Raw genomic sequence first — 24,426 nt, 5'->3', positions numbered from 1 at the left:
TTGTCGGATATCTGGAAGTATGCCGTGATTCCGACCAGAATTGCTACATCGCGGCTGCTGCTGCGCTCTTCGCCGTGTCCCGACAGTGTGGTCGCCGTCGGCTCGCTTCAGTAGTACCGCCGCAGCTGGGGCCACGCCTGGGACCAGGGCCGCGTCAGCGTGCACAGCGACAGCACGACACCGTCCTCGTCGTTGTGCACGCCGTCGGTGCTGTGGTGCTTGGCGACCGCCCGGCAGCCGGTGATCAGGCGGGCCGCGGGCGTGCCCGGCCGGATCCGGCCGACCAGCAGGACCGGGCCGACCAGCCGGTCCGGCGGCGGGCCCCAGTCCGCGTACGACATGTGCGGCGAGTACGCCTGCGGCAGCCCGCGCTCGGGGCCGTAGCGCTCCAGCGCCCCGGCCTCGCCGTAGTTGCCGGTGAGGATGACCGCCGTGTCGCGCTCGGTGGCCGGGATGCGTGCCCACGCGCCCGCCACCGTGCCGGCGAAGTCCGGCCAGCCGACCTGCTCGCCCGGTTCCTTGTTCATCGCCAGCAACGGCCCGTTCAGCGCCGAGGCGGGCACCACCGGGAGTCCGATGAGGACGGACACCACCGCGCCCACCGCGACGGCCACGCCCGTGAGGGCCCGCCGCGTCGTGCCGCCGCGGCCGAACCACCGCACGGCCGGTTCCGCGCCGAGCGCCACCAGCGGCAGCAGCAACGGCACCGCGTAGTACGGCTTCCCGCCCACGGCCAGGAGCTCGACGCAGACGACCGCGTAGGCGACGGCCAGTGCCCTGGCCCAGCGCAGACCGGGTTCGCGCCACGGCCGCGCGAGCCCGGCCACCCACACCGGCACCAGCACCGGCGAGAGCAGGACCAGCTGCATGGGCACGAACAGGAGCCGGTTCGCCGTCCCGTCGTCCTCGCTGATCCCGCCGGCCACGGTGAGCATCGGCCAGCCGTGCGCCGCCTGCCAGAGCACCACCGGCGCGGCCAGGACGGCGGCGATGACGACCCCGGCCGCGAGCCACCACGTCCGCAGCACCGCGCGCGGGCCGGCGACGGCCACGCCGACGCCGAGCCCGGACAGCAGGAGCAGCACGAGCCACTTGTTCGCCAGGCCGAGCCCGGCGGCGGCCCCGACCGCGAGCCACCACCGGCCGTCGCCGGTGCGCAGCAGCCGCAGGCCGAACAGCGTGAGCACCGACCACAGCAGCACGTCCGCCGAGTTGGTCGCGAGCATGTGGGACACGACCAGCACGTACGACGACAACGCCGTCGCGATCGCGGTGCCCAGCTGGACCCCGCGGCCGCCGCCGAACTCGCGCGCGATCAGCGCGACGACCACGACGGTCGCCATGCCCAGCAGGGTCGCCACCACGCGCAGGCCCGACGGCGTCTCGCCGAACACCGCCGTCGACGCCCGCGCGAGCCAGGGCGTGATCGGCGGGTTGTCGACGTACCCCCAGTCCGGACGGCGGCCCGCGGCGACGAAGTACAGCTCGTCGCGGTGGAAGCCGTAGCGTCCGGACAACGCCGTCAGCACGGCGGCCTGGACGGCGACGACGAGCCCGACCGGCAGCGCGGCGAACCGCGGCAGCTCTCGACCATCCCCCATGGCCGGGGATCGTACGCGGCGGATCACCCCGCCGGGAGGAATTCCCCGCCGGCGTCCGCGACCAGCTCGGCCGGGGTCTGCGCCCGGCGCAGCGGCGTGAACTCCACGTCACCGTCCGGCGACGAGGTGAAGCCGTACACGGCCGGGCGCGGCAGCGTGTTGTACGCGTAGTGCGCCCCGAAGTAGTACGCGCCCGTGTCGTGGGCGACGACGAGGTCACCCGGCTCCAGCAGCGGCAGCGGCCGCTCCCGGGCGAGGAGGTCGCCGGCGAAGCACAGCGGACCGGCGATGTCCTGTGGCACCTCTGGCCCGTTCTTCGGGACGCCGTCGGCGTCGAACGCGCCGATCCGCAGCGGCCAGAGCTCCGGCTGGAGCACCGTGCGCGCCGCGACCTGGGCGCCCGCGTGCGTCACGGCGATGTGCCGTCCACCGGCGACCTTCGTGTACTCGACCGTGCTGACCAGGAAACCGCTCTTCGCCAGCAGGGACCGGCCGAATTCGGTGACGAACGAGTAGTGCCCGCCGGCCAGCGCCGGCACCCGGGCCAGCAGGGTTGCGACGTAGTCCGCGTAGGCGGGGTCCGGCTCGTCGGAGGTGAAGTCCACCGGCAGGCCGCCGCCGATGTCGAGGCTCGTCACCTGCCGGTACCCGGCCGCGGCGTTGATCTCCTCGGCGAGTTCGTGCACCGCGGCCACGCCCTCGGCCATGAGCTCCGGCGGGCAGCCCTGCGAGCCGACGTGGACGTGCAGCCGCGTCAGCCACGGCCGCCGGGCGAACGCCTCGCGCAGCAGCGCCCGGTTTCCGTTGTCGCGCAAGGGAATGCCGAACTTCGAGACGGCGGTGGCGGTGCTCGTGTCGCCGATCCGGCCCGCCCCGACCTGCGGGTTGATCCGCAGGCCGAGCACCGACCGCGGCGGTGCCGCGCCGACCAGGCGGTCGAGCCGGGTGAGCTCCTGGAAGTTGTCGGCGTTGACCGCCGTGCCCTCGGCGAGGGCATGCGCGAGTTCGGCGGTCGTCTTGGCGGGGGAGTCGAGCACGAGCCGCGGGCCGCGCAGGCCGGCGGCTTCCGCGACCGCCGTCTCGCCCGGGCTCGCGACCTCGGCGTCGATCCCGAGCTCGCCCAGGAACCGCAGGAGCGGCGCCAGGCCGCACGCCTTCGCGGCGACGGTGTGCTGCACGCGCCCGAGCGGCGCGAACGCCTCCGTGAGGTCTTCGACGGCCTCGCGGACGGCGGCGAGGTCGACGAACCCGGCCATCGGGCAGATCAGCTCCCGGTCCGCCGCGGCGGCGAGGGCGAGCTGCTTGCGGTCGGTGCGGGTCGGAGGCGCGCTGGTCGTGGTCACCCACCCAGGACAGCAGCGGGTGCGGCGGGCCGTCCAAGACTTCGTCCCGATCAAGCTATAGGAGAGTCCTATAATCGCTGTGTGGACCTGCGCCGATGGCACTACTTCGCCGTGCTCGCCGAAGAGATGCACTTCACGAAGGCGGCCGCTCGCCTGTTCGTCTCCCAGCCGTCGCTCAGCCAGCAGATCCGCGCCTTCGAAGCGGACCTGGGGGTGGCGCTGCTCGACCGCTCGGGGCCGCGGTTCGCGCTGACCGAGGCCGGGCGCGTGGCCGCCACCGAGGCCCGCGACCTGCTCGAGCGGCTGGACCGGGCCCGGGGCGCGATCACCGCGGCCGGCCGGGGCGACGCCGGCCGCCTGCGGATCGCCTACACGCGTTCGGCGCCCGGCCCGCAGGCGGGCGACCTGGTCGCGGCGTACCGCGAGCGGCACCCGGCTGTCGAACTGGCCCTGGAGACGGGCTGGACGAGCTTGAACCTGGCCCGCCTGGCGGCGGGCGAGATCGACCTCGGCTTCGTGCGGCCGCCGGTCACCGCCCCGGGCGTCGAGGTCGCCGTGGTCGGGTCGGAGGAGGTCCTGCTGGCCCTGCCGTCGGGCCACGCCCTCGCCCGCCGCCGCGGCCGGCTGAGCCGCGCCGCGATCGCCACCGAGCCGGTGGTGTTCTGGCCCCGCGAGAACGGCCCCGGCCAGTACGACGCGATCAGCACGCAGGTCTGGCCGGCCGGCCTCCCGCCGATCGTCCGCGAGGAACCGGAGGACGAGCAGCTGATGCGGGCGGTGGCGGAGGGAGCGGGCGTCGCCGCGGTTCCGGAGCACCGGGCGCGAGCCCTCCGGCGGCGCGGGGTGGCGCTGCGCCGGCTGGCGGACCCGACCCCGCGGATCGACTTGGGGTTGGCCTGGCGGGCCGGGCCGGTGTCGCCGGTGGTGCGGGCTTTCGTGGAGCTGGCGTCCGGGAGCTAGTCCCGGCCGACGGCAGCCCGGCTCAAGCGCCCCAAGGCGGCCTTGGTTGCGTCAGACGCACCGAAGGCCGCCTTGGGTGCGTGTGACGCACCGAAGGCCGCCTTGGGTGCTCCATCCATGCCCCCGCCACCACCCTCAACGGAGGCGCTTCGTGCCGCAGTGCTGATTCAACGCACCGAAGGCCACATTGGGGCGCTCGGGACCCGCACCCACGCCCGGGTCGGGGAGCGTCAGCGAACCTGGGACGCACGACACCAGTCATCGCGGGGGCCGCCGCCGTCCGGGCGTACCGGACGCTGTGGCGGCGCGGACCTACCTCCGGCTTCTCCGATCGTGCGTACTTTCCGCCCGCCCCGGCGGGACCTAATCCAACCCAAGAGCCGAGCGCACCGCCGTGACCACGCTCGGGTGGCCGAGCGGCAGGGGCGGCGGCACCCGGTCGTCCAGGCTGTCGCTGCTCGACGCCGCGATCCGCACTTCCGTGCCCGCCTCGCGCAGCTTGGCGACGACGTCGTCGTGTTCGGCCAGCCACGCCTCGTTGGCCTGGGCGGCGTCGCCGGCGGCGAGGAACGCGTCCGAGGCCGGGTCGACCAGCAGCAGGTGCGTCGCCGCGCCCGGGTGGCGCTCGACCAGCTGCAGCGCCTCCGCCGCGAAGGGGCCGCTGGCCACCACGGCGATCTCGGGGTCGCCGGGGCCGGCGTCGCCGAGGAGGTCGTCGGCTTCGGTCAGGGCGCCGCCGGCGGGTACCCGGCACCAGAACACGGCCCGCTGCTCGGCCAGCGGCCGCCAGGTCGCGGGCAGTTCGTCGTGCTTGCCGGCGCCTGCCGGGTCGAGGACGACCACCTTGGGACCCGACAGGTCGCCGGCGGTCACGACGGACGGGCCCTCGGAGCGGGCGGGTTCGGTGGGCATGTGCAGTCCTTTCAGCGACGGGGGAGTTCCGGGGCGTCCGTGTCGAGCGGCACGGCACCGGACCGGACGAGTCCCAATTGGACGGTCTGACGGCCGGTCAGGGTCTCCAGCAGCCAGTCGACGGCCGTGCGGACGCGGTTGCCCGGCATCGCCATCAGGTGGTAGCCGCGCGTCACCGCCTTCGCCGGCCGCCCGGACAACGGGATGTGCAGGGGGTTCGCCGCGGCGGCGCCGGCCCCGAGGTCGACGACGAAACCGAGGTCGTGGTGGCGGTAGGTGCCGGGGCGGCCGTACCCGAGCGACGCCGCCACGTTGCGCCCGGCGAGCCTGCCCTGGCGCTCGGCGTGCTGCGCGGTCATCGCGGTGTACTGGCCGGGGCGGGTCAGGTCGGGCACCGCGGCCGCGTCGCCGCAGGCGAACACGTCGTCGCGGCCCGGCACGTTCAGCTGCTCGGTGACCACGAGCCTGCCCTTGGCGGTTTCGAGCCCGAGCTCGGCCACCAGCGGGTCCGGCCGCACGCCCACGCACCAGACGAGGGTGCGGGCCGGCACGGCGTCCCCGGTGGTCAAGGTGACGCCCTTGGCGTCCGCGTGGTCGACGGAGGTCTTCATGAGCACTTCGACCCCGCGCGAGCGCAGCACCTCGCCCGCGGTCCGGGCGAGCCGCTCGTCGAGCTCGGGCAGCACCCGCTCGGCGAGGTCGAGCAGCAGCCAGCGGATCCGCTGCCCGGCCAGCTCGGGGTGGCGCGCGGCGAGCGCCGCGGTGAACGCGGGACCCTGCGCGGCGACCTCGGTGCCGGTGTACCCGGCGCCGACCACCACGAACGTGCAGCGGGCGTCGCGCTCGGCCGGGTCCTCGGCCGCCGCGGCCAGCTCGATCTGCCGCGTGATGTGGTCGCGCAGGTACAGCGCCTCCGGCACGCCGCGGAACCCGTGCGCGTGTTCTCCGACGCCGGGGATCGGCAACAGCTTGTTGACGCTGCCCGCGGCCAGCACCAGCCGGTCGTACCCGATCCGGTGTTCGTTGTCCTCGGGATCGGTGTAGGTGACCTGGCGCGAATCGAAATCGACCGCGGTCGCCGAGCCGAGCACCAGGCGGACCCCGCGCAGCGTTTCGGGAATCGAAACCGTCACCCGCCGCGGGTCGAGGATCCCGGCCGCCACTTCCGGCAGCAACGGCAGGTAGAGGAAGTAATCCGTCGGGTTCAGCACGACGACTTCGACGTCCGCGCCGGCTTTCTTCCGCAGGCTCTTCGCCGCGTGGTAGCCGGCGAAACCGCCGCCGACGATCACGACTCGCATGGGTCTCCTTCCGGGCCGGATGTCCGTCTCGAACGGATTACCCGAGGTCAGTACCGGGAAACCCGCGGGGTTGACCTCCCAGCCCAGGGGCGTACGGTCAGGGGGGTTGGCTGTTGTTCAGACACGTGCTCCGGTCAGCGCCCCTGCACTGCTGAGAATAGGGAGCGCCATGTACGACTGTTTCCGCACGATCCACGAACCGTCCGGCCTCACCGTCACCACGACCGAACGACCGGGCGGCATCACCGTGCTGACCCTGGTCGGCGACATCGACGCCGCCACGGTCGGCACGCTCGACGAAGCCCTCGCCACCGCCGGGCGGCTGGTCGTCGACCTGTCCCGCGTCGCCTTCCTGAGCTGCGCCGGCGTTCGAGCGCTGCTGGAGGCGAACGCCCGCACCGAACTCGCCGTCGTCTTCGGCGGCCACGCGGTCACCCGGTCGCTCGAAGCCACCGGCGCCGACCTGGTGCTGAAGGTCCACCCCCGCGTCGGGGCCGCGCTCGCCGGCCTGGGCCCCCAGCCCGGCCGGGAGGCGTGACCGCGTCGCGGACACACCTCCCACCGTCCACTGTGGCCAGTCCGGTACCGTGTCCGGTCAGTCGTCGCCGGGCCAGTCGCCGGTCGCCTTGCGGTAGCCGACGGCACCGGCCCGCTCGGTGGCGGCCTTGACCGCACCGAAGATCGCCCCCTGCACCGCCGCCGCGATGACCACCTGCCGCCAGGTGTAGTCGCGGTCCGTGGCGTCGGGGGCGTCCTCTTCGCCCGCCACGCGGCTCCAGACCTGCTTGAACACCTGACCGGCGAGGATGCCGCCCAAGGCGCCCACCACCCAGCTCAGCGGCTTGTACAGTGCTTTGTTCACGAGTCCCTCCGGCGCAGGATCAGGCGGATGAGGATGAGCAGGCCCAGCACGCCGGCGAAGACCGGCAGCGGGTGGGCGCGGACGGTGTCGGCGCCCTGGCGGAACTTGGCCGCGGTCGGCTCGTTCGTCACGTCGGCGACCTTCGCGGTCGCCTGGTCGAGCTTCTCGTCGACGCTGTCCTTGACCCGGGCCTTCACGTCGAGCTTCTGGCCGAGCGCCGTCAACGTCTCGGTGAGCTCCTCGCGGGTGGTGTCCCGGTCGAGCCGCGCCTCTTCGGCGTTCTTCGGGAAGTCCCCGCTCATGCCCGCACTCCCTGCTTCACGGTGTCCACGTCTTCGCGGACGCCGCTGATCGCTTCTTCGGGCACCGGCGGCACCCCCTGCGTGACTTCCTTCTTCCCGACCAGCGCCGCGATCCCGGCGACGAGGAACAGCGCCACCGCGACGATCACCGCCGCCAGCCAGCCCGGCACGGCCAGCGCGAGCGCCAGCACGGCGGCCGCGACCAGCGTGCCGGCCCCGAGGAACGCGAACAGGCCCGCCGCACCGAACAACCCGGCGCCCAGGCCGATCTTCTTGCCCTTGCGCTGCAGTTCGAAGACCGCGAGCCGCATCTCGTCCCGGACGAGCCGCTTGACCTCGTCGGTCAGGTCCGTCACCAGCTCGCCGACCGAGCGGTCGGCCGCCGGCGTCTTGTTTGCCTCTTCGATCACCGGACACCTCCTTTGCTGGTCCGCGAGTACCCGGCCCCGCCGGGGGTCAATCGCGCGGGGTTTGACCGCGACTGCGCCGGGTAGCCGTAGTGCACCGACCATCGACGAGGAGGAGTGCATGAGCACGATCACCGAAATCGTGGACGTGGAAGTCCCCGTTTCGACCGCGTACAACCAGTGGACGCAGTTCGAGGAGTTCCCGCGGTTCATGGAGGGCGTCGAAGAGATCCGCCAGGTGGACGCCACCCACACCCACTGGGTGACGCGTTTCGGCGGCGTGACGCGCGAATTCGACGCGACGATCACCGAGCAGCACCCGGACGAGCGGGTCGCCTGGACTTCCGACTCCGGGCCGGACCACGCCGGCGTGATCACGTTCCACCGGCTGGACGATTCGCACACCCGGGTGACCGCCCAGATGGACATCGACCCGGAGGGCTTCGCCGAGAACGTCGCCGACAAGCTCGGCGTGCTCGACCGCCGCGTGAAGGGCGACCTCAAGCGGTTCAAGGAGTTCATCGAGCAGCGCGGCCGGGAGACCGGCGGCTGGCGCGGTGACGTGGCCCGGCCGGGGCAGTAGCACCCGAGCTCACCAGTACCCGCGCTCACCCGATCGGGGTGAGTTGACGCGGCGGGGCGGGATCACCCGCCCCGCCGCGTTTCGCGTGCCGGGCCGATCGGGTAGGCGGTACGCATGACGACCACCACGGCCGGTGTTCCCGCCCTGGAACTCAACAACGGCGTGCGGATCCCGCAGTTCGGGTTCGGCGTGTACGGCTTCGAACCCGGCGAAACCGCCCAGGCCGTGCGGACGGCACTGGAAACGGGCTACCGCCACGTCGACACCGCGCAGATGTACCGCAACGAGGCCGGAGTCGCCGCCGGGATCGCGGAGTCCGGCGTGGCCCGCGAAGACGTGTTCGTCACGACGAAGCTGGCGAACGACGCCCACGGGCACGACAACGCCATCACCGCGCTGGAAGGCAGCCTGCGCCGGTTCGGCTTCGACTACGTCGACCTCTACCTGATCCACTGGCCCCTGCCCGCCAAGGACAACTACGTCCGGACGTGGCTGGGTTTCGAGGACATCCTCCGCGCGGGCAAGGCCCGCGCCATCGGCGTCTCGAACTTCCAGCCCGCCCACCTCGACCGCCTCGCCGAGGAGACGTCGCTGGTGCCCGCGGTCAACCAGATCGAACTCCACCCGGCGCTGCAGCAGGCCGAGCTGCGCGAGTACCACCGGGCGCACGGCATCGCCACCGAGGCGTGGAGCCCGCTCGCGCGGGCCGCGCTGCTCGACGACCCCGTCCTCACCGGCCTCGCGGACAAGCACGGGCGGACGGCCGCGCAGGTCGTCCTGCGCTGGCACGTCCAGCTGGGCAACATCGTGTTCCCGAAGTCGGCCTCGCCCGAGCGGATGCGGCAGAACATCGACGTGTTCGGCTTCGAACTCGACGAGGAGGACATGGCCGAGATCGGCCGGCTCGACGAGGGCCGCCGCACCGGCGCGGACCCGGACACCTTCACGGGGTGACCGCGGGCGCCCCCACCGGGTGACGGTCGCCACCTTCAGCGGGTGACTGCGGCGTTTCCCTGCGCGACCTGCCGGGTATTCCTTCCGCAGAGTCCCCCTGGAAGGAGCGTCCGTTATGACCACGAACGCGTACCTGTCGTTCCTCGCGATCGGCGTTGCGCTGGTCCTGGTGGACGGGCAGATCATCTACCGCAGCGGCCGCCGGTACCTGGAGAACTCCTACGGCGATCCGGCGGCGGGCGCTTCGATGACGCGCCTGGTCACCGTTCTGTTCCACCTCGCGACCCTCGGGGTGCTGGCGCTGATCTCGACCATCGACATGGGCGGCAGCGACCTGCCCGGCGTGGTCGGGCGGATCGGCGTGCTGCTGCTGATCCTCGCACTGGCCCACGCGATCACCCTCGGCGCCCTCGCCCGCATCCGCGGTGAGCAGGAGGTCGAGGCGGTCGTCCAGCGCGGTCCCCGGCCGCGGGTGGAGGCGGAGCAGCAGGGCACCACGGTCACCCCGGTGCCGACGCAGGACCCCCGGTACCCGACCGCAAGCCCTTCGCTGGAGAACCGGTCGCCGTACACGGCGCAGTAACGGCTTTTGCACACCCGCGGGAGAGCGGCACTTTCACCTGAGAGTGCCGCTCTCCTGCGCCGGTGGGTCGGCCTTCGCGGCCGGGAGGTCCACTTCGGTGTGCCGTGAGGCGAGGGCCTTCGCCAGGTCCGCGAGCTTGATGTTGAGGTCCTGGGACGCGCGGCGGAGCACGTCGAAGGCCTCGTCGGCGGTGATGCCCCGCCGCTGCATCAGGATGCCCTTCGCCTGGCCGATGACGTCACGGCTGTCGACCGCCCGGCGCAGGTGCGCCGCGGCCAGTTCGGCCGCGGCCACGGCCTGGGTGTGGGTCAGTGCCAGCGACGCGTGCGTGGCCAGCAGCAGAGCGGCGTCGATCGCCCGGGCGTCGAACGCGCCCGGCCGCCGCGAGTAGATGTTGAGCGCCCCGGACAGCTGCGGCGGGCGGGCGTCCGGGAGCAGGGCCGTGGCCAGCACGGAGTGGAAGCCGTGCCGGGCGGCGGCCGGGCCGAACGCCGGCCAGCGCGGGTCCCGCCCGAGGTCCTGCGACCAGCCGACGGCCGGGCCGTCCGGGCGGGCCGACTCCACGCAGGGGCCTTCGCGGTGGTCGTACTGGACCTGGTCGAGCCGTTCGGCGATCGGGTCCGTTTCGACCGGGGTGTGGAAGGTGCCGTCGGCGTCCCGCAGCGTGACGCTGACCAGGTCGGCGTCCGGGACGAGCGCGGCCGCGGCCCCGACGACCAGCTTCAGCACGCCGCCGACCGTCGGGGCCACGTCGAGCAGGGTCCGCGTGAGGTCGGCGAACTGCCGGGCCAGCGGCCCCGGCCCGGGTACCTCCTCCTGCCCGAACCGGGCCCGTTCCCGGGCCCACTCCTCTTCGCCGACGCTCATGGGTCCTCACTGTCTCCGGGTTCGCGGTGCCAGCCTTCCATTCAACCCGATGCCGGGGTGCCCAGGGCGGCTCGGGCCCGGTCGACGAACCCGGGGCCCGGCCACAGCTGATCGATCTGGGGCACGCGGTCGGCGAGGTCCGGGTGCGGCAGCGTCGGTGCCGCTTCCCGGGCTTCGAGCACCTCTTTGCCCAGGTCGGCCTGCTGCTCCGGGGAGCAGGTCCGCTGGATCTCGCGCACGGCGGCGGGCCCTTCCTCGCGGACGTGCCGCCGGACGGCGCGGATCAGCCCGCCCAGCAGGCGCTCGAACCGCGGCTCCTGCGGCCCCGCGCCTTCGAGCTGCCGCATCAGGTCGTCGGCCGCGGCCAGATCGCCGTCGCCGTCGAGGTAGGGCTCTTCGGCGACGGCGTGCCGGACCAGCTCCGCGATCAGGTGATCGGCGAGGTCCTTGCGGTTTTCCGGGCTGCCCTGGCCTAGCTCGAGTTCGGTGCAGAGCCGGTCGAGTTCGCGGTGGTCGCCGGTGAGGACGGTCGTCAGGTCGGTGGCGGGCTGGTTGCCGTTCATGCGCTCTCCTGGTCGTGGCTCGGGTTCGCCTCAGGGGATACCCGCTGCTCCGGCGCCGAATCCCGTGTCGGCGGCGCGCCGGCCGGGTACTCATCCGGTGAACCCGGCCCCAGGGAGGACGAACCATGTCAGCGCCGTCTTCGGTGACCGAGCGCGAACGCAAGTACGAGATCGTCGCGGGCAGCGGCGTGCCCCACCTGGTCGGCGTCGGCGGCGTCGAGTCCCAGGACGATCCGGTGGAGCACGTCCTCGACGCGTCCTACTACGACACGGAGACCTTCCGGCTGGCCCGCAGCGGCATCACGCTGCGGCGGCGCGTCGGCGGGCCCGATGCGGGCTGGCACCTGAAGCTCCCGGTGTCGGCCGACGAGCGGCAGGAGCTGCAGTGGCCGCTGGGCGGCGACGCCCACAAGGTGCCCGGCCGGCTCCGGCGCCTGGTGCGGGCGTACACGCTGGGGGAGAAGCTGGTCCCGATCGCGCACCTGCGCACCGACCGCTTCGCCCACCGGCTGGCCGACGCCGACGGCCGCACCGTCGCGGTGCTGACCGACGACCACGTGACCGGTGAGGCCGGCGGCGAGACCGCACGGCTCGACGAGTGGCGTGAGCTGGAACTCGAACTGGATCCGTCGGCCGACCCGGCGCTGCTCCCGGAGTTCGACCGGGCGTTGAGCGAGGCCGGCGCGTCGGCGTCGCCGTGGCCGTCGAAGCTGCGCCGGCTCATCGGCGACCGGGTCCCGGCCCCGCCGCGAGCGGCCAAGAAGCCCTCGGCGGGGGACGTCGTGCTGGCGGTGTTGCACGAGCACTACAGCCGGTTGCGCCGGGCGGACGTCGGGGTGCGGCTGGACGTCGACGATTCCGTGCACCAGATGCGCGTCGCGATTCGTAAGCTGCGGAGCACGCTTCGCACTTTCGGGTCCATCGTCGACAAGAAGGAGACCGCGCCTCTCCTCACGGAACTGCAGTGGCTCGGCCGGCAGCTGTCGCCGGCCCGGGACACCGAAGTCACCGAGGAACGGCTGCGGGCGCAGCTCGACGACGTGCCGTCGGAACTCGTGTTCGGGCCGGTGCGGCAGTTCCTGACGCGGCAGTTCGCCCGGGAGGCCGAGGAGGGGCGGACCCGGGTGGCGGCGGCGTTGACCGGGAAGCGGTACCTCGAGCTGCTGCGGGGGTTGGACGCTCTGCTGGCGGAGCCGCCGCTGACGGCTCTGGCGCGGAAGCCGGCGAAGGTGGGGCTGCGGAAGCCGGTGCGGAAGGTGGCGCGGAAGCTGGGGCGGGCTGAGGCCGCCAGCCGGGGGCTCGTGGGGGAGGAGTTGGAGACCGCTCTGCACGAGGTTCGGAAGAAGGCGAAGCAGGCTCGGTATGCGGCTGACACCGTTAAGCCGGTGTACGGGAAGAAGCTACGTCGGTGGCGGAAGAATGTGAAGGCTGTTCAGGAGACGTTGGGGGAGCATCAGGATACTGTTGTGGGGCGGGATGTGCTGCGGCAGTTGGCTATTGCCGGGCATGGGGAGGGGCAGAATTCTTTTGTTTTCGGGTTGTTGTATGGGTGGGAGAGTGCGCGGGCTGAGGGGTTGCGGGGGCGGTTTGGGAAGGAATGGGGTAGGTTGCGGAAAGGGGTTAGGCCTCGGTTTCTGCGGTAGAACCTGCCGGATTTAGCTCTGCCGGGATTTCTCTCTGCGGGTTCAGTTCTGCCGGAGTTCTCCCGCCGGCCCGAACGCCGGATTGTTTAACGGCCGACAGGCTGTGTCAAGGCGGGAAAGCGTGCCTTGACACAGCCTGTCGGCCGTTAATGCGGCTGCGTATCGGGTCGGCAGGGGGGTGTGGCCGGGACGGGTGCGGGACTTCTGGTGGGCTGATGACTCGCGGTTTCGGAATTGTCGCGGTCGAACTCAAGTTTTGGGAATTGTCGCGGTCGAACTCGCGTTTTCGGGATCTCGCGATTCGGCTCGAGTTGTCGCGGGGCGATCAAATCCGTGGCGCCGGGCTGGGGTGGATGTCCTGCGGTCGCACTCGCGTTTGTTCTGCGCTTGCGCACCCAAGGCGGCCTTCGGTGCGTCAGGCGCTACCAAGGCCGCATTGGGGCGCAGGGGTCGCTGTCAGCCTTCGCCGGTGAGCTTTCCGCGCAGCTGCTCCAGCGTCTGGGACAGCAGCCGGGATACGTGCATCTGGGAAATGCCGACCCGGTCGGCGATCTGGGTCTGGGTCAAGCCGCCGAAGAAGCGCATTACCAGGATTGCGCGCTCTCGCTTGGGGAGTTCCTGCAGCAACGGCTGGAGGGCCTCGTGGTTCTCCACCATGGCCATCTCGTGGTCCGGTTCGCCCATCGTGTCCGCCAGTGACAACGCCTCCGCGTCGTCGTGGACCGGCTTGTCCACCGAAAGGGCCTGGTACGCGTTGCCCGCCAGGAGGCCTTCGCGGACCTCGTCGACGTCCAGGCTCAGGTGCTCTGCCAGCTCCGTCGGTGTCGGGGCGCGGCCCAGGCGCTGGGACAGGACCGCCGAGCCCTGGCTCAGTGACAGGTGCAGCTCCTTGAGCCGGCGGGGGACCCGGACGGACCAGCCGGTGTCGCGGAAGTGGCGGCGGACCTCGCCCATGATCGTCGGGACCGCGAACGACAGGAAGTCGTGGCCGCGGGCCGGGTCGAAGCGGTCGACCGCGTTGATCAAGCCGATGCGGGCCACCTGGACCAGGTCTTCGCGGGGCTCGCCGCGGCCGGAGAAGCGGGTGGCGATGTGCTCGGCCAGTGGGAGCAGCTCCGTGACCAGTTTGCTCCGGACGACGTCGCGCCGGGGGTTGCCGGGCTCGAGCTCGCCCAGTTCCGCGAACAGCGGTTCGCAGTGGGCGTACTCGTCCGGGCGGTGGAGGAGGGTTTTGCGCTCGCTGCTCACGCGCTCGTTCCCGGGTTGAGCACCAGCTCGATCGTGACGATGCCCGCACCCCCGCCGGGCAGCGTGTCGCAGTGGGCCGTCACCGAGCGGCTCAGGGTGGTCAACACGTGCCAGCCGAACGTGCGGTCGCTCGGCGGCCGCGGGTCGGTCGAGCGGGTCGAAACGATGACGTGCAGCCCGTCGGGGGCCAGGCGGAAGCGGCACTGCAGCTGCGAGCCGAGCTCGGCCAGCTGGACCAGCTGCGCGCACGCCTCGTCGACGGCCATCTTGGCGTCGGCGATCGCGTCCAGGCCGAAGTCGGCGCGCGAGACCACGCCGTGGGTGAGCATCCGGACCAGCGGGATCTGCTCCGCCATCGCGGGGAGCCGCAGCTCGACGAGTTCGTCGAGCAGCTCGTCGACGGTCGGCTTGGCGCCGAACGAGCTGTCGCTTCGAGTTTCTTCCATGCGGGAGGTACTACCCATCCGGTGTAATGCTGACACGGACACTTCGTGGTCGGGGGTTCCGGGAACGGTCAACGGCCCAGCGCCCGTTCGAGTTCCTTCTTGGTCATCTTCGAACGCCCGTCGATGTTGTTCTTCTTCGCCTCGTTGTACAGCTGCTCCTTCGTCGGGCCGCCGGGGCCCTTGCGGTTGCCGGACCGCTCGCCGCCGCGCTGCTGCGGCGACTTGTCCTTGAGCGACGTCTTGCTCGCCTGGCGGGACTCGCCCGACTGCGCGCGGTTCTTGTTCACCGTGCGGGCCGCGATCTCCTTGGCCCGCTTCGTGCTCGCTCCGCGGTCCTCCGCCGAGTCCTTGATGTGCTCGTACTGGCGTTCGCGCTTGCCGCTCCAGGACTGAGGCATGTCCGCTCCCTTCGTCTCGCGGGTCGGGTACCCGCTTGATCACGGCGCAAACATCCCGGTCGTGGTGGTTACCCGGCGCGGTCCGAGGGTACGCGGAGAGCCGACCGAGAGGAGGCGCCGATGCGGATCGGCTACACCCTGATGACCGAGCAGGCCGGCCCGGGAGACCTGGTCCGGTTCGCCGCCGGTGCGGAACGGGCCGGCTTCGACTTCGAGGTCATGAGCGACCACTACTCGCCCTGGCTCGCCGAACAGGGCCACGCGCCGTACGCCTGGGCCGTGCTGGGCGCGGTCACGCAGGTGACCGAGCGGGCCGAGCTGATGACCTACGTGACTTGCCCGACCATGCGCTACCACCCGGCGGTGGTGGCCCAGAAGGCGGCGACCGTGCAGGCGCTGTCCGGCGGCCGGTTCACCCTCGGCCTCGGGGCGGGCGAGAACCTCAACGAGCACGTCATCGGCCGTGGCTGGCCGCCGGCCAACGTCCGGCACGAGATGCTCGCCGAGGCCGTGCAGATCATCGGCGGCCTGTTCGACGGCGGCTACTTCGACTACGACGGCAAGCACTTCCGCGTCGACTCGGCGAAGCTGTGGGACCTGCCGGAGAAGCGGGTGCCGATCGGCGTCGCGGTGTCCGGTTCGCAGTCGGTCCGGCGGTTCGCGCCGGTCGCCGATGTGATGATCGCCGTCGAGCCGAAGGTCGAGCTGTCCCAGGAGTGGGACGCGACGAAGCTCGGTGGTGCGCCGAGCCGCAAGGTCGGCCAGCTGCCGGTGTCGTGGGGCACCGACCGGGACGCCGCGGTGAAGCGCGCGCACGAGCAGTTCCGCTGGTTCGGCGGCGGCTGGAAGGTCAACGCCGAGCTGCCGGGGCCGGCCGGGTTCGCCGGGGCGACGCAGTTCGTCCGCGAGGACGACGTCGCCGGCTCGATCCCGTGCGGGCCCGACGTCGAGCCGATCGCCGAGGCGCTGCAGGAGTTCGAGAAGGCCGGGTTCACCGACGTCGCGCTCGTCCAGATCGGTGGTGACCAGCAGGACGGCTTCCTCGACTTCGCCGAGAAGGAACTGCTCCCGGCGCTGCGCGGCTAGCCCGCCCGGCGCCGTCAAGCCGGTGCGGGGGCGGGCCGGCGGTCGGCCAATGCCAGCTGCCGGTCCGCCCCCGTCACCCGCAGGGCCCGCCGGATCACCGGGTTGGTCCCGGTGACCACGAGGAACTCGGTGCCGGCCTGCTCGGCCTGCAGCGCCGCGTGCAGGAGCACGCGGACGCCGGCCACGCCGAGGAAGTCCACTTCGGACAGGTCGACGGCCAGCCGCGCCGGCGTCGCCCAGAGGCGGTCGGACAGCAGTGCGGCCAGGTCAGCCGCCGTCGCGCTGTCGAGTTCGCCGCGCACGGTCACCACGACCGCGTGCGGGGCGGGCCACGCCGTGCGGAGCCGGAGTCCGGGGTGCCGGGGCCGGGAGAGGTTCATGCCGATCGCCACCGTCCTGGTGCGGCGCGGCCGCGGCGCCGCGCTCGGGGGAGTGGGGCGGCTGCTGGTTGAACCGTGCCACCGACACTAACCCTGCGCCCCCGGCTCGCAACCGCCGTTGCTCCGAACGGGCGTGCGCCGCGCCGCGGTGGTGACCGCTCGTGCCCGGGCGGACGGGGATGCAGTAATCTCGCGCTGGACCCGTTAAAGCGCTAGCGGCCCACTAGTGGCGCGCGCCCGGGTCCTCCCTGGTTGAGAGCGCCCTCTCGAAAGAAAGAAGGGCGTCACCAGGATGACGGGCGGCCACGAGCAGCTCACCGCGCGGCTGGACGAAGTCACGCTCGCGATGGAGTCGCTGACCGCGATGCTGGACGGCGAGCTCGACCTCGGCCAGATGCTCCAGGCGGTGTGCGACCACGTCGTGCAGGTCGTGCCGGGGGCCGACATGGCCAGCATCACCCTCGTGCGCGACGGGGTGCCGGAGACGGTGGCCAGCACCGACCAGCGGGCGGTGAACTTCGACCGCGAGCAGTACCGGATCGGGGACGGGCCGTGCCTGCGCGCCGCCGAGACGGGGCAGCCGGTCCGCGTCGGCATCGGCGCGGTCGGGGACCTGTGGCCCCAGTTCGTCACGTCGGCCGAACAGCTCGGCGTGGCCAGTTTCCTCGCCGCGCCGCTGACCGTGGACGACGACATGTCCGGCGCGGTCAACCTCTTCGGGTTCGGCGAACACGGTTTCAGCGAGCTCGGCACCAAGATCCTCGAGCTGTACACGGCGACCGTGGTGATCGGGCTGCGCAGCGCGCGGCGGTACTTCGCGGCGCGCGAACTGGTCGACCAGCTCAACCGCGCGCTGGAGACCCGGGCGGTGATCGACCAGGCCAAGGGCATCCTGATGGCCGCGCACCGGATCACCGCGGAAGAGGCCTTCCAGCGGCTGGTGAAGCGCTCCCAGGACGGCAACCGGAAGCTCCACGAGGTGGCGGCGGAGTTCGTGGCGGCGGTGGCGACGACGACGACCTGAGCCGGCCGCCGCCCGCGCCGCCGCTCGGCGAGCTGCGTGAGCGGCCGGCGTTCGTCACTGGCCGGCCGGGACCTCGTCCGGGGGTGCCTCGGACGTCACCGGCGCCGGTTCCGGACGCGGCTTGCTGCGCTGGCACGTCGTGCAGACCAGGGTGCGGCCGAGCACGGTGCCGTCGTCGGCGACGAGCCGGGCCACGTGCATCGTCGGGAAGCCGCAGACCTCGCAGGGCAGGGAGCCGTCCTCACGGCTGATGCGGAGCTGGGTGCCCATCCGGCCTCCTGTGTGACGTGGGTCTCACCACCTTGCCGTGTCTCGCGCTCGCGCCGGCTGAATTCACTCGTTCGGCCTATTCGGGCCGGACGTCGGTGACTCCTTCGGTGACACCTGTGTCGCCCGCAGTGAACCTGGGTAACCCGCCCGCGAACGAACTGCCGGAGGGGAGCGAACATGCGAGACAAGCGGAACGACCTGCGCCCGGTGGCGGACCTCTTCGTCGACGGCGGGGACTCGCCGGAGCAGGTGCGCACGCGCCGCAAGGCCGCACTGGCCGTGGCGGCGCGTGCGAAGGACCCCGAGGACTGCGCCCGGCTGCTGGACATGCTGGGGCTGCACCGGAGCGGGCAGCGCAGCAGCGACGTCGCCTGAGGCGGGGAGGACGACATGGCCCGACCGGTGTGGAGCGGCGCGCTGAGCCTGGGGCTGGTCACCGTGCCGGTGGAGCTGTACCCGGCGGTGGCGGACCACACGATCCACTTCCACCAGTTCGAGCGGGGGACGTCGGACCGGATCCGCAACCGCCGCGTCAACGAGCGGACCGGCGAAGAGGTCACCCAGGACGAGATCGTCAAGGGTTACGACGTCGGCGGCGGTGACCACGTGCTCGTCGAACCGGACGAACTGGACGAGATCGCGCCGGAGCGGTCCCGCCGCATCGACATCGAGCAGTTCGTCGAGCTCGACGAGATCGACCCGTGGTTCTTCGACAAGACGTACTGGCTCAAGCCGGCGAAGGAGGACTTCGCCAAGGCGTACGGCCTGTTGCTGCAGGCGATGGACCGCAGTGAAAAGGCCGGCGTCGCGAAGTTCGTGCTGCGCGGCAAGGAGTACCTCGCCGCCGTCCGCGCCGGGGAAGACGTCATGGTGCTCAACACGCTGCACTTCGTCGCCGACCTGCGGAAGCCGAAGGACGTCATGGGCAAGCTGCCGGAGCTGCCGAAGCCGCGGCCGAAGGAGCTCGACATGGCGCTCGCGCTGGTCGACGAGATGACCGCGCCCTGGAAGCCCGAGGACTACCGGGACGAATACGCCGAGCGCGTCGAAGAGCTGATCAAGGCCAAGGAAGCCGGCAAGGAGATCGCGCACGAAGAGGCGCCGGAACCCTCGGCCGACGTCGTCGACCTGTTCGAGGCGCTGTCGCGCAGCGTGAAGAACCGCAAGAGCGGCGGCGGCAAGGAGCCGGCGAAGAAACCGGCCAAGGCGAAGAAGCCGAAGAAGCAGCAGGCCGAGCTGACCGGGTTGTCCAAGGCCGACCTCGACAAGTTGGCCCGCGAGCAGGGCGTGAAGGGCCGGTCGAAGATGACGCGGGCCCAGCTGGAGAAGGCGCTGAAGGCGTCGTGAGCGGGCCCGGCTGGCGCGAGCCGACCCTGGCGACGCTCACCGGCCGCCGGTTCTCCGATGCGGGCTGGATCTTCGAACGGAAGCTGGACGGCGTCCGCGCGCTGTGCGTGCGCGATTCCGGGACGCCGACGCTCTACTCGCGCAACCACAAGGTGATGGACGCCGCCTACCCGGAGATCGTCGAGGCGCTCGCCGCCCAGGGCGGCCCGCGGTTCGTCGCCGACGGGGAGATCGTCGCGTTCGACGGGGCCAACACGAGCTTCGCCGCGCTGCAGCCGCGGATCCACGTCAGCGACCCGCAGCGGGCCCGCGCCACCGGGGTGCGCGTCTACTACTACCTGTTCGACCTCCTCTACTACGACGACCAGGACACGACCGAGCTGCCGCTGCGGCAGCGGAAGGCACTGCTGCGGGACGCGTTCGGCTTCGCGGACCCGCTCCGGCTCTCGGCACACCGCAACACCGAGGGCGAGGAGTTCTACGCGGAGGCCTGCCGGCGCGGCTGGGAGGGCATCATCGCCAAGCGGGCGGATGCGCCGTACCACCACGGGCGGTCACCCGACTGGCTGAAGTTCAAGTGCGCGCAGGGCCAGGAGTTCGTCATCGGCGGCTTCACCGACCCCCAGGGCGCCCGCCACGGCTTCGGCGCGCTCCTGCTCGGCTACCACGAAGACGGCGGCCTCCGGTACGCCGGCAAGGTCGGCACCGGCTTCGACGAGCGGCTGCTGACGTCGCTGCACACCCGGCTGCGGGACCGGGAGACGGCGCGGTCGCCCTTCACCGGGCCGGTGAAGGAACCCGGAGCGCACTGGGTGCGCCCGGAGCTGGTGGCGCAGATCGGTTTCTCCGAGTGGACGCGGGACGGCCGGCTGCGGCACCCGCGGTTCGCCGGGTTGCGCGAAGACAAGAAGGCCGCCGACGTCGTCCGGGAGCGCGCGTGAAGACTTCCCACCCCGAGAAGGTGTTCTACCCCGAGGACGGCCTGACCAAGGGCGACGTCGTCGAGTACTACCGCGCCGTCGCCGACGTCATGCTGCCGCACCTGCGCGGCCGCCCGCTGACCCTGCGGCGGTACCCCGACGGCATCGGGAAGCCGGGCTGGTTCCAGAAGCACCCGGGGGAGCACTTCCCGGACTCGATCCGCGTCGAGCGCGTGCCCCGCCGCGGCGGCGGCACGGACGAGTACGTGGTGTGCGAGGACGCCGGGACACTGGCGTACCTGGCCAACCAGGGCACGCTCGAGTTCCACGTCTGGCTGTCGACGGTCGGTGCCCCCGAGCGGCCGGACCGGCTGGTGCTGGACCTCGACCCCCCGGACGGCACCCCGGCCGCCGAGTTGCGCGCGGTCGCCCGGCGCATCCGCGACCACTACGAGCGGGCCGGGCTGACGGCGTTCGTCCAGGCGACCGGCGGCCGCGGCTTCCACGTGCTCGCGCCGCTGGACGCGAAGTCGGACACCGAAACCGTGCTGGAGCTGTCCCGCGCCCTCGCCGACCGCGTGGCCGCGGACGACCCGGACCGGCTGACCACGGCCCAGCGCAAGGACAAGCGCGGCGACCGCATCTTCCTCGACGCCAACCGCAACGGGTACGCGCAGACGTTCGTCGCCCCCTACTCGCTGCGCGCCCGCCCGGGTGCGGCGGCCGCCACGCCGCTGGACTGGCGGGAGCTGGGCGGCGCCGACCCGGACGGCTGGTCGGCGGCGAAGGAGAAGCGGCGGCTGGCCCGCAAGGAAGACCCGTGGCGGAACCTGGACGAGCACGCCGCCTCGGCGGCCGCGGCGCTGGAGCAGCTCACTTGAGCAGCTTGCCCGCGGCCTTCAGGTCGGCGACGAAAGCCGCGTAGGCTTCGTCGCGGTCGGGCGCCCGCAGCACGGCCGACGGGTGGACGGTGGCGACCGCCGAAGGCACCAGTTCGGCGACGTCCGCCGGCGCCTCGACCGGCTCCCCGCGGTGGGCGGTGAGCCGGAACTTCGGGCCCAGCAACGACTGCGCGGCCGTCGCGCCGAGCAGCAGCACCAGGTCCGGGCGGACCGCGCGCAGTTCCGCCAGCAGCCACGGGCGGCACGCGACCACCTCGGTGCGGCCCGGCTTCTGGTGGATCCGGCGCTTGCCGCGTTCGTCGCGCTTGAACTTGAAGTGCTTGACGGCGTTGGTCACGTACAGCGACCGCCGGTCGAACCCGGCCTCTTCGAAGGCGCGGTCCAGCAGCTTGCCGGCGGGCCCGACGAACGGTTCGCCCGCGAGGTCCTCCTTGTCGCCCGGCTGTTCGCCGACGACGAGGACCTTCGCCCTGGCCGTGCCTTCGCCGAAGACGGTCTGCGTGGCGTCCTGGTACAGGTGACATCCGTGGCAGCCGGACGCCGCCGACCGCAGGCGGTCCAGATCGGTGGTGTCCGGCGGCTCGGCACCGCGGGAATCCGGCATGTGGCCCGAAATTCCCCGCGCGGGCCGCGGGTAAACCCGGCGCACCCGGGTAGCCGCCGGGCAACGGACCGGAGAAAGGAGTTCACGATGACCACCGCACGCGACATCATGACGTCGGACGCGACCTGCGCCCGCGAGTCGGACACCGTGCACGACGCCGCGGTCACGATGGCCCGGCAGGGCGTCGGTGCCCTGCCGATCTGCGGCGAGGACAACCGGCTGAAGGGCATGATCACCGATCGCGACATCGTGGTGAAGGTGCTGGCCGAGGGCAAGGACGTGCGCGCGGTCCACGTCGGCGAGCTCGCCCAGGGCGAGGTCGTCACGATCGGCGCCGACGACGACGCCCAGGAGATCCTGCGCACGATGTCGGAGCACCGCGTCCGCCGGCTGCCGGTGATCGACGGCCACGACCTCGTCGGGATCGTCGCCCAGGCCGACGTGGCGCGGGCGCTGTCGAACCCGACCGCCGGCGAGCTGGTCGAGGCGCTGTCCTACGACTGAGTGACGCTCCGACGGACCACGGCCGCCCCCGGCGCGAGTTCCGGGGGCGGCCGTGGTCCGTCGGGGAGGGATCACCGGGAGTCGGCGGCCGCACCGTCCTCAGTGGACTCGTGGAGGGATTCGGCGCGGGCGATGTGCCAGGCCACCAGCGCGCCCGCGCTGATGGTGCCCCAGAGCACGAGCGCGGCGTCGCGGGCGAACAGCCCGACGACCAGCATCACCACGGCGGTGACGTCGCAGAGCACCAGCAGCAGGCTCCACCGCCGAGGGGCCCGCAGCTTGCGGCCGCTGAACGCGGCGGCGAACGCGGGATCGCTCGCTTGCAGCTCCGCCTCGATTTCGCGCAGGGCGTGGCGTTCACGATCCGGGAGCATGGGGGGCCTCCTCGCCTCGGCTATCGGACTGGATACCCGTTTTCCCGGCTTCCGAAGCGAGAAACTCAGTGGTTGTCGCGGGGAATCCCCTTGGTCGCGGCGATCCGCTGGTACGCCACGGCCGGGCGCAGCACCATGCCGTCGCACAGCTGGTCGGTCATCGACCGCTGAATCTCCTGCCACGGCGTCTGCGACTCGGGGACGGGGTACCCGCCGGCGTCGGCCAGCTCCCGGTGGCGCCGCGCGAGTTCCTCGTCGGGGATGAGCACGTCCGCGGTGCCGGCCCCGAGGTCGATGCGGACCCGGTCGCCGGTCCGCAGCACGGCGAGACCGCCGCCCGCCGCGGCTTCGGGGGAGGCGTTGAGGATCGACGGCGAGCCGGAGGTGCCCGACTGCCGGCCGTCGCCGAGGCAGGGCAGCTCGTGCACGCCCCGCTTGATCAGCTCCGCGGGCGGGCGCATGTTGACCACCTCCGCCGAACCCGGGTAGCCGAGCGGGCCGGTGCCGCGCATCACCAGCAGCGTGTGCTCGTCGACGCCGAGGTCCGGGTCGTCGATGCGGGCGTGGTAGTCCTCCGGGCCGTCGAACACGACGGCGGTGCCTTCGTAGACACCCCCGGCCAGGTACCGCCGCCGGAACTCCGGCGAGATCACGCTCGACTTCATGATGGCGGCGTCGAAGAGGTTGCCCTTCAGCACCAGGAACCCGGCGTCGGGGGTGAGGGCCGTGGCGAAGGTGCGGATGACGTCCCGGTCGCCGGCCTCGGTGTCACGGCAGTTCTCGCCCAGCGTGCGGCCGTTGACGGTGGGCGCTTCCTCGTGGATCAGCCCGTGCTGCATGAGCTCGTGCACCACGGCCGGGACGCCGCCCGCGCGGTGGAACTCCTCGCCGAGGTACTTGCCCGCGGGCTGCAGGTCGACCAGGAGCGGGACGCCGTGGCCGAGCCGCTGCCAGTCGTCCAGGGGCAGCTCGACGCCGATGTGCCGGGCGATCGCGCCGATGTGGATGGGGGCGTTGGTCGAGCCGCCGATCGCGGAGCTCACCACGATGGCGTTCTCGAACGCCTGGCGCGTCAGGATGTCCGAGGGCTTGAGGTCCTCGCGGACCATCTCCACGATCCGCAGCCCGGTCCGGTAGGCCATCCGCGCCCGGTCGCGGTGCGGCGCGGGGATGGCCGCGCAGCCGGGCAGGCTCATGCCGAGGGCCTCGGCGAGCGCGTTCATGGTCGACGCCGTGCCCATCGTGTTGCAGTGCCCGGGCGACGGCGCGGAGGAGGCGACCAGCTCCATGAACCCGGCGGCGTCGATCTCGCCGGCGGCGAGCAGCTCCCGCGCCTTCCAGATGATCGTGCCGGACCCGGTGCGCTCGCCGCCGAACCAGCCGTTGAGCATCGGCCCGCCGGACAGCACGATGGCGGGGATGTCGACGGTCGCGGCGGCCATCAGGCACGCCGGGGTGGTCTTGTCGCAGCCGGTGGTGAGCACGACGCCGTCGATCGGGTAGCCGTAGAGCGTCTCGACCAGGCCGAGGTAGGCGAGGTTGCGGTCGAGCGCCGCCGTCGGGCGCTTGCCGGTCTCCTGGATCGGGTGCACCGGGAACTCGATGGCGATCCCGCCCGCTTCGCGGATGCCCTCCCGCGTCCGGTCGGCCAGCTGCAGGTGGTGCCGGTTGCAGGGGGTGAGGTCGGAGCCGGTCTGCGCGATGCCGATGACCGGCTTGCCGGACTGGAGCTCTTCCCGCGTCAGGCCCCAGTTCAGGTACCGCTCGAGGTAGAGCGCGGTCATCCCGGGGTCGGCGGGGTTGTCGAACCAAGCTTCGCTGCGCAGTCCCATACCGGCCAGTCTGGCAACGCGCTGCCCGGAATGCACGCCCTCGCTCGAGCGCCCCAAGGCGGCCTTCGGTGCGTGGGACGCAACCAAGGCGGCCTTCGGTGCGTGGGACGCAACCAAGGCGGCCTTCGGTGCGTGGGACGCAACCAAGGCGGCCTTCGGTGCGTGGGACGCAACCAAGGCGGCCTTCGGTGCGTGGGACGCAACCAAGGC

The 24,426-nt window shown here is 72.2% G+C and carries 30 protein-coding genes; 13 read left to right on the top strand and 17 right to left on the bottom strand.

The annotated features are described in order from the left end of the window. Nucleotides 1-107: 107 nt before the first annotated feature. Both ACLJPY_RS26880 and ACLJPY_RS26875 read right to left on the bottom strand, forming a co-directional pair. The gene (locus ACLJPY_RS26880) at nucleotides 108-1,601 is read right to left on the bottom strand and encodes an ArnT family glycosyltransferase (protein ID WP_410592535.1); all 1,494 of its coding nucleotides are present in this window, start codon (nucleotides 1,599-1,601) and stop codon (nucleotides 108-110) included. A gap of 23 nt (nucleotides 1,602-1,624) precedes the next feature. Further along, nucleotides 1,625-2,944 (bottom strand): diaminopimelate decarboxylase, encoded by a 1,320-nt coding sequence (locus tag ACLJPY_RS26875; protein WP_410592533.1) that lies wholly within the window; start codon nucleotides 2,942-2,944, stop codon nucleotides 1,625-1,627. An 81-nt stretch (nucleotides 2,945-3,025) separates the two neighbouring features. Between ACLJPY_RS26875 and ACLJPY_RS26870 the strand changes: the two genes are divergently transcribed. Continuing rightward, nucleotides 3,026-3,904: a LysR family transcriptional regulator gene (locus ACLJPY_RS26870; RefSeq protein ID WP_410592531.1), complete on the top strand. Its 879-nt coding sequence runs from the start codon at nucleotides 3,026-3,028 to the stop codon at nucleotides 3,902-3,904. A gap of 363 nt (nucleotides 3,905-4,267) precedes the next feature. Here the strand turns inward: ACLJPY_RS26870 and ACLJPY_RS26865 are convergent, their stop codons facing one another. Continuing rightward, nucleotides 4,268-4,816 (bottom strand): hypothetical protein, encoded by a 549-nt coding sequence (locus ACLJPY_RS26865; RefSeq protein WP_410592529.1) that lies wholly within the window; start codon nucleotides 4,814-4,816, stop codon nucleotides 4,268-4,270. Between the two features lie 11 nt (nucleotides 4,817-4,827). Beyond that, the gene (locus ACLJPY_RS26860; protein ID WP_410592527.1) at nucleotides 4,828-6,117 is read right to left on the bottom strand and encodes an NAD(P)/FAD-dependent oxidoreductase; all 1,290 of its coding nucleotides are present in this window, start codon (nucleotides 6,115-6,117) and stop codon (nucleotides 4,828-4,830) included. Nucleotides 6,118-6,286: 169 nt separating this feature from the next. On the opposite strand from ACLJPY_RS26860, the gene ACLJPY_RS26855 reads away from it, so the two are divergent. Beyond that, on the top strand, nucleotides 6,287-6,655 hold the full coding sequence (locus ACLJPY_RS26855) for an STAS domain-containing protein (protein WP_410592526.1): 369 nt from the start codon (nucleotides 6,287-6,289) through the stop codon (nucleotides 6,653-6,655). A 57-nt stretch (nucleotides 6,656-6,712) separates the two neighbouring features. Here the strand turns inward: ACLJPY_RS26855 and ACLJPY_RS26850 are convergent, their stop codons facing one another. From ACLJPY_RS26850 to ACLJPY_RS26840, 3 genes are read right to left on the bottom strand one after another with little or no spacing between them, the layout of a single operon-like run. Then, entirely contained in the window at nucleotides 6,713-6,979 is a 267-nt protein-coding gene (locus ACLJPY_RS26850) for a DUF4235 domain-containing protein (protein ID WP_364247189.1), read from the bottom strand. Continuing rightward, nucleotides 6,976-7,281: a DUF3618 domain-containing protein gene (locus ACLJPY_RS26845; RefSeq protein WP_410592524.1), complete on the bottom strand. Its 306-nt coding sequence runs from the start codon at nucleotides 7,279-7,281 to the stop codon at nucleotides 6,976-6,978. Before ACLJPY_RS26845 ends, ACLJPY_RS26850 begins: the two co-directional genes overlap by 4 nt. Next, a complete protein-coding gene (locus ACLJPY_RS26840) occupies nucleotides 7,278-7,691 on the bottom strand; it encodes a phage holin family protein (protein WP_410592522.1) in 414 nt (137 codons plus the stop codon). The genes ACLJPY_RS26845 and ACLJPY_RS26840 overlap by 4 nt, the downstream gene beginning before the upstream one ends. 118 nt (nucleotides 7,692-7,809) lie before the next feature. On the opposite strand from ACLJPY_RS26840, the gene ACLJPY_RS26835 reads away from it, so the two are divergent. The 3 genes from ACLJPY_RS26835 to ACLJPY_RS26825 all read left to right on the top strand — a co-directional run bounded on the left by ACLJPY_RS26835 (nucleotide 7,810) and on the right by ACLJPY_RS26825 (nucleotide 9,808). Continuing rightward, complete coding sequence (locus ACLJPY_RS26835; RefSeq protein WP_410592521.1) at nucleotides 7,810-8,271, top strand: SRPBCC family protein; 462 nt, start codon at nucleotides 7,810-7,812, stop codon at nucleotides 8,269-8,271. A gap of 114 nt (nucleotides 8,272-8,385) precedes the next feature. After that, complete coding sequence (locus ACLJPY_RS26830) at nucleotides 8,386-9,225, top strand: aldo/keto reductase (protein ID WP_410592519.1); 840 nt, start codon at nucleotides 8,386-8,388, stop codon at nucleotides 9,223-9,225. Nucleotides 9,226-9,340: 115 nt separating this feature from the next. Continuing rightward, a complete protein-coding gene (locus ACLJPY_RS26825; RefSeq protein ID WP_410592517.1) occupies nucleotides 9,341-9,808 on the top strand; it encodes a hypothetical protein in 468 nt (155 codons plus the stop codon). Between the two features lie 33 nt (nucleotides 9,809-9,841). On the opposite strand, the gene ACLJPY_RS26820 is transcribed toward ACLJPY_RS26825, so the two are convergent. After that, a complete protein-coding gene (locus tag ACLJPY_RS26820; protein ID WP_410592515.1) occupies nucleotides 9,842-10,675 on the bottom strand; it encodes a GAF and ANTAR domain-containing protein in 834 nt (277 codons plus the stop codon). A 41-nt stretch (nucleotides 10,676-10,716) separates the two neighbouring features. Continuing rightward, nucleotides 10,717-11,238 (bottom strand): hemerythrin domain-containing protein, encoded by a 522-nt coding sequence (locus ACLJPY_RS26815; protein WP_410592513.1) that lies wholly within the window; start codon nucleotides 11,236-11,238, stop codon nucleotides 10,717-10,719. A 125-nt stretch (nucleotides 11,239-11,363) separates the two neighbouring features. Here ACLJPY_RS26815 and ACLJPY_RS26810 point away from each other — a divergent pair, with 125 nt between their 5' ends. Further along, on the top strand, nucleotides 11,364-12,881 hold the full coding sequence (locus ACLJPY_RS26810) for a CHAD domain-containing protein (RefSeq protein ID WP_410592512.1): 1,518 nt from the start codon (nucleotides 11,364-11,366) through the stop codon (nucleotides 12,879-12,881). A gap of 456 nt (nucleotides 12,882-13,337) precedes the next feature. Here ACLJPY_RS26810 and ACLJPY_RS26805 read toward each other — a convergent pair whose 3' ends face one another. The 3 genes from ACLJPY_RS26805 to ACLJPY_RS26795 form a co-directional block, all read right to left on the bottom strand. After that, entirely contained in the window at nucleotides 13,338-14,129 is a 792-nt protein-coding gene (locus ACLJPY_RS26805) for a SigB/SigF/SigG family RNA polymerase sigma factor (protein ID WP_410570907.1), read from the bottom strand. After that, nucleotides 14,126-14,575, bottom strand: coding sequence for an ATP-binding protein (locus ACLJPY_RS26800; protein WP_410570908.1), 450 nt, complete (start codon nucleotides 14,573-14,575; stop codon nucleotides 14,126-14,128). The genes ACLJPY_RS26805 and ACLJPY_RS26800 overlap by 4 nt, the downstream gene beginning before the upstream one ends. 68 nt (nucleotides 14,576-14,643) lie before the next feature. Further along, nucleotides 14,644-14,973: a plasmid stabilization protein gene (locus ACLJPY_RS26795; RefSeq protein WP_410592511.1), complete on the bottom strand. Its 330-nt coding sequence runs from the start codon at nucleotides 14,971-14,973 to the stop codon at nucleotides 14,644-14,646. Nucleotides 14,974-15,093: 120 nt separating this feature from the next. Between ACLJPY_RS26795 and ACLJPY_RS26790 the strand changes: the two genes are divergently transcribed. Beyond that, entirely contained in the window at nucleotides 15,094-16,059 is a 966-nt protein-coding gene (locus tag ACLJPY_RS26790; protein ID WP_410592509.1) for a TIGR03557 family F420-dependent LLM class oxidoreductase, read from the top strand. A 14-nt stretch (nucleotides 16,060-16,073) separates the two neighbouring features. Here the strand turns inward: ACLJPY_RS26790 and ACLJPY_RS26785 are convergent, their stop codons facing one another. Then, on the bottom strand, nucleotides 16,074-16,439 hold the full coding sequence (locus ACLJPY_RS26785; RefSeq protein WP_410592507.1) for an STAS domain-containing protein: 366 nt from the start codon (nucleotides 16,437-16,439) through the stop codon (nucleotides 16,074-16,076). A 292-nt stretch (nucleotides 16,440-16,731) separates the two neighbouring features. On the opposite strand from ACLJPY_RS26785, the gene ACLJPY_RS26780 reads away from it, so the two are divergent. Next, complete coding sequence (locus tag ACLJPY_RS26780) at nucleotides 16,732-17,463, top strand: ANTAR domain-containing response regulator (RefSeq protein ID WP_410592506.1); 732 nt, start codon at nucleotides 16,732-16,734, stop codon at nucleotides 17,461-17,463. A gap of 54 nt (nucleotides 17,464-17,517) precedes the next feature. On the opposite strand, the gene ACLJPY_RS26775 is transcribed toward ACLJPY_RS26780, so the two are convergent. Next, a complete protein-coding gene (locus ACLJPY_RS26775; protein ID WP_410592504.1) occupies nucleotides 17,518-17,733 on the bottom strand; it encodes a hypothetical protein in 216 nt (71 codons plus the stop codon). A gap of 177 nt (nucleotides 17,734-17,910) precedes the next feature. Here ACLJPY_RS26775 and ACLJPY_RS26770 point away from each other — a divergent pair, with 177 nt between their 5' ends. From ACLJPY_RS26770 to ligD (ACLJPY_RS26755), 4 genes are read left to right on the top strand one after another with little or no spacing between them, the layout of a single operon-like run. Beyond that, nucleotides 17,911-18,108 carry a hypothetical protein gene (locus ACLJPY_RS26770; RefSeq protein ID WP_410592503.1) on the top strand — a complete coding sequence of 66 codons (198 nt, stop codon included), beginning with the start codon at nucleotides 17,911-17,913 and terminating at the stop codon, nucleotides 18,106-18,108. Between the two features lie 15 nt (nucleotides 18,109-18,123). Next, on the top strand, nucleotides 18,124-19,080 hold the full coding sequence (locus ACLJPY_RS26765; RefSeq protein ID WP_410592501.1) for a Ku protein: 957 nt from the start codon (nucleotides 18,124-18,126) through the stop codon (nucleotides 19,078-19,080). After that, a complete protein-coding gene (gene ligD, locus ACLJPY_RS26760; protein ID WP_410592500.1) occupies nucleotides 19,077-20,021 on the top strand; it encodes a non-homologous end-joining DNA ligase in 945 nt (314 codons plus the stop codon). Before ACLJPY_RS26765 ends, ligD (ACLJPY_RS26760) begins: the two co-directional genes overlap by 4 nt. Continuing rightward, complete coding sequence (gene ligD, locus ACLJPY_RS26755; RefSeq protein ID WP_410592498.1) at nucleotides 20,018-20,881, top strand: non-homologous end-joining DNA ligase; 864 nt, start codon at nucleotides 20,018-20,020, stop codon at nucleotides 20,879-20,881. Before ligD (ACLJPY_RS26760) ends, ligD (ACLJPY_RS26755) begins: the two co-directional genes overlap by 4 nt. Here ligD (ACLJPY_RS26755) and ACLJPY_RS26750 read toward each other — a convergent pair. After that, nucleotides 20,874-21,506 carry a UdgX family uracil-DNA binding protein gene (locus tag ACLJPY_RS26750; RefSeq protein ID WP_410592497.1) on the bottom strand — a complete coding sequence of 211 codons (633 nt, stop codon included), beginning with the start codon at nucleotides 21,504-21,506 and terminating at the stop codon, nucleotides 20,874-20,876. The two genes, ligD (ACLJPY_RS26755) and ACLJPY_RS26750, sit on opposite strands and share 8 nt — an antisense overlap. A gap of 87 nt (nucleotides 21,507-21,593) precedes the next feature. Between ACLJPY_RS26750 and ACLJPY_RS26745 the strand changes: the two genes are divergently transcribed. After that, the gene (locus ACLJPY_RS26745; RefSeq protein ID WP_410592495.1) at nucleotides 21,594-22,010 is read left to right on the top strand and encodes a CBS domain-containing protein; all 417 of its coding nucleotides are present in this window, start codon (nucleotides 21,594-21,596) and stop codon (nucleotides 22,008-22,010) included. A 71-nt stretch (nucleotides 22,011-22,081) separates the two neighbouring features. On the opposite strand, the gene ACLJPY_RS26740 is transcribed toward ACLJPY_RS26745, so the two are convergent. Both ACLJPY_RS26740 and ACLJPY_RS26735 read right to left on the bottom strand, forming a co-directional pair. Next, the gene (locus ACLJPY_RS26740) at nucleotides 22,082-22,384 is read right to left on the bottom strand and encodes a DUF3040 domain-containing protein (protein ID WP_410592493.1); all 303 of its coding nucleotides are present in this window, start codon (nucleotides 22,382-22,384) and stop codon (nucleotides 22,082-22,084) included. Nucleotides 22,385-22,449: 65 nt separating this feature from the next. Further along, nucleotides 22,450-24,216 carry an IlvD/Edd family dehydratase gene (locus ACLJPY_RS26735; protein ID WP_410592492.1) on the bottom strand — a complete coding sequence of 589 codons (1,767 nt, stop codon included), beginning with the start codon at nucleotides 24,214-24,216 and terminating at the stop codon, nucleotides 22,450-22,452. Nucleotides 24,217-24,426: the final 210 nt, after the last annotated feature.

It is taken from the genome of Amycolatopsis sp. lyj-23 (assembly GCF_046549135.1).
Classification (GTDB): Bacteria; Actinomycetota; Actinomycetes; order Mycobacteriales; family Pseudonocardiaceae; genus Amycolatopsis.
This window is presented reverse-complemented; position numbering and strand designations above follow the sequence as displayed.